This is a genomic window from Phormidesmis sp. 146-33 (assembly GCF_052939515.1).
In genome coordinates, this window is sequence record NZ_JBJPHU010000249.1 from 1 (window position 1) to 2,495 (window position 2,495).

The following is a 2,495-nucleotide window of genomic DNA, read 5'->3' on the forward strand; positions in this document are numbered from 1 at the left end:
CTAAATCCCCCACGAGTGAGGGACTTTGAACCAGAATTCCTCTCTGAAAGTCCCCTAAAATTGGGGGTTGGGGGGCAAAAGCCATGAGCAACGCAGCGGAAAAACTCTCATCGAATATCACGTTAGATTAATTTGCGTTAATCGCCAAAATGCTTTTAGGTTCCACATTCCAGACGATTTGACCGTAGGTTTCTGGGAGGTAGCAGCCGTCTTGCTTGTCGTGGCGGACGAATTTGCACAAGAAATCGAATTTACCGTCTCGTTCGATGCGCCAAATTGCTCCTTCGACGGGATCGATCGCTCCATGTCCGGAGGTTGAGACTGCTGTTAGGGCTTGCTCGATCGCGAAGGCTTCTCCTTGATGAATCAATCGGGGAATCGTGAAAGTAGGGGCGAGGCGATCGCAAAATTCTTCATAGCCAACCCGCCGACCTGCCTGCATGAGATCGAAGGCGACAAACGGCTCGTGAGTCAAGTGATAGCGCGTTCCGTGGGCTTGCAAAAGCCATTCTCCGATTAGTCGTTCTCCATTCTTCAAGACGCTGCGAAACCGATCTTCGTGTAGCCAAACCCATTGATAAAAATATTGGTGCTGCTCATAGGGCGAAGCGTTCGCCACATAGCCCGATCGAATCAAGGGATACAGCTTGCCATCTAGAAGGGCTACACCTACATTTGAGCCGTCTAGTTTTTCTTGAACGATCACTTGATCACGCCGATCGCGAAGTTTTTTGGTCGCAATTTTCGCCTGTCCCGGATTGCAGGTGTGATCTCCTGTGCCGAGTCGGGAGCCAGGAAGGTGCGGAATATGCCCATAATTCTTGATGCCTAAAGGCTTCATCACCGTTGGTTATAAGTTTTGTAATATCCATGTAGTATAACTGTATCGTAGATGTTGTGGAATTGATGGGTGCGATCTCTTCGAGTTACCCGCAAGGGGTCGCTTCGAGTTACCCGCTAAGGGTCGCGGCTTCGTTCGATGCAATTTTGGCTAACTCTGCGGTTTATAATGCACTTATGTGAAAGCCTGTAAGTTTTGCCGATGCATTCTTATACTCGCCGTTCAATTCAAGTTGTGAAAACCAGTATGAGATCCGCTAAACAGGACACTGCTTATTGGCGAGATCAGCCTCATCACTTGCGTCTTGCTGCCTTAGAGGAAATCCGCCAAGAGTTCCATCAATGGAAATATCATGCTGAACCAGGATTTCAAAGAGTTTATACAGTTATTAAACGATAATCAGGTTCGCTATCTTGTGATTGGCGGCTATGCGGTAGCGGTTCATGGCTATCCTCGCTACACAAAAGATATTGATATTTGGATCGAGATGGCACCAGACAATGCCACCAATATTATGCAGACATTGCAACAGTTTGGTTTTGGCTCTCTTGAAATGACCCCTGAAGATTTTCTCACCCCTGATCAGGTGATTCAGTTGGGATATCCCCCTAATCGTATTGATCTAATCACTACGCCCGATGGTGTTGATTTTGTGACTTGCTTTAATTCAAAGCTTGAGATTGTAATAGATGGAATGACAGTGAACTTTATTGACTTAGAGAACTTGAAGATCAATAAGAAAGCATCAGGAAGACTACAGGACTTAGCTGACTTAGAGAATTTGAACAATTGAAAAGAAAAGCTTGGGGATAGCTTACTTAAAGGCAAAGAGAAATGGAAATGTGAATAGCACGATCGCTGCCCAAATTCCATATAAAGGTAGATAGCTTGTAATCCAGTTTTTGATCGATGCGATCGACGCTTTCCCCAAAAAGAATCTTACGTACTGCACGAGCATTCCAGCCAGATTGCCAAAGACTAATAGGTTTGCAACTAAAACAACGACTCGATTGGGTGTAGTGCCATACGAGGCTAGACGAAACGCGATCGCGGCCAATGCCACGCCATCCACCATTAATGCAATTGCCACCAGCGCAAATGTAATGTAATCTCCCAGCAGTTTTTTACTGGTAGCGGCTCGTTCGGATAGGGTGAAAATAGCGATCGCTAATACGCCTAACAACATGACGTTAAAGACAACCAAAAACTCTCGATCGATAAAGGGATTGCGTCGCAAAGTCAAAATGCTAATTAAATAAGCAATTAAAGTCAGTAATACCAATGGGCTAAAAATTCGGGCGATCGTGGGTGCTAGATTGCTGATCAAATGACTTTGGGCATGAGTTAAATGAGTGGCCACGATCGGAGCCGCACACAAGGCATAAATCAAAATGTATTCATAGTAAAACGAGTTAATATTGACCGAAATGATAGAAAAAAGTCCCGCTGTTATGCCCACTAGCAAGCTGCCACAGATGATCAAGAGGGTTGTGTAGATCAGCATTTCGCCGTTGTATTTCAGGTAGTCCATCCGGCGATCGGAGTTTCTAAAGTCTCTACCCGCAAAGACAAATCCTAAAACTGCCCACAAAAAGAAAGGTAGATGTAAACAAGACAAAACAAGCGTATGGGAGGTATCTGAATTTGGCAGCGT

At 45.2% G+C, this 2,495-nt stretch carries 3 protein-coding genes; 1 reads left to right on the forward strand and 2 read right to left on the reverse strand.

The features are described 5' to 3' along the window. Positions 1–127 precede the first annotated feature (127 nt). Positions 128–841 carry an RNA ligase family protein gene (locus ACJ2PR_RS35595; protein WP_446867647.1) on the reverse strand — a complete coding sequence of 238 codons (714 nt, stop codon included), beginning with the start codon at positions 839–841 and terminating at the stop codon, positions 128–130. A gap of 352 nt (positions 842–1,193) precedes the next feature. Here ACJ2PR_RS35595 and ACJ2PR_RS35600 point away from each other — a divergent pair, with 352 nt between their 5' ends. Next, positions 1,194–1,634, forward strand: coding sequence for a DUF6036 family nucleotidyltransferase (locus tag ACJ2PR_RS35600; RefSeq protein ID WP_446867621.1), 441 nt, complete (start codon positions 1,194–1,196; stop codon positions 1,632–1,634). Between the two features lie 21 nt (positions 1,635–1,655). Here ACJ2PR_RS35600 and ACJ2PR_RS35605 read toward each other — a convergent pair. Next, the coding region (locus tag ACJ2PR_RS35605; RefSeq protein WP_446880597.1) for a hypothetical protein at positions 1,656–2,495 on the reverse strand (840 nt) is incomplete at its 5' end.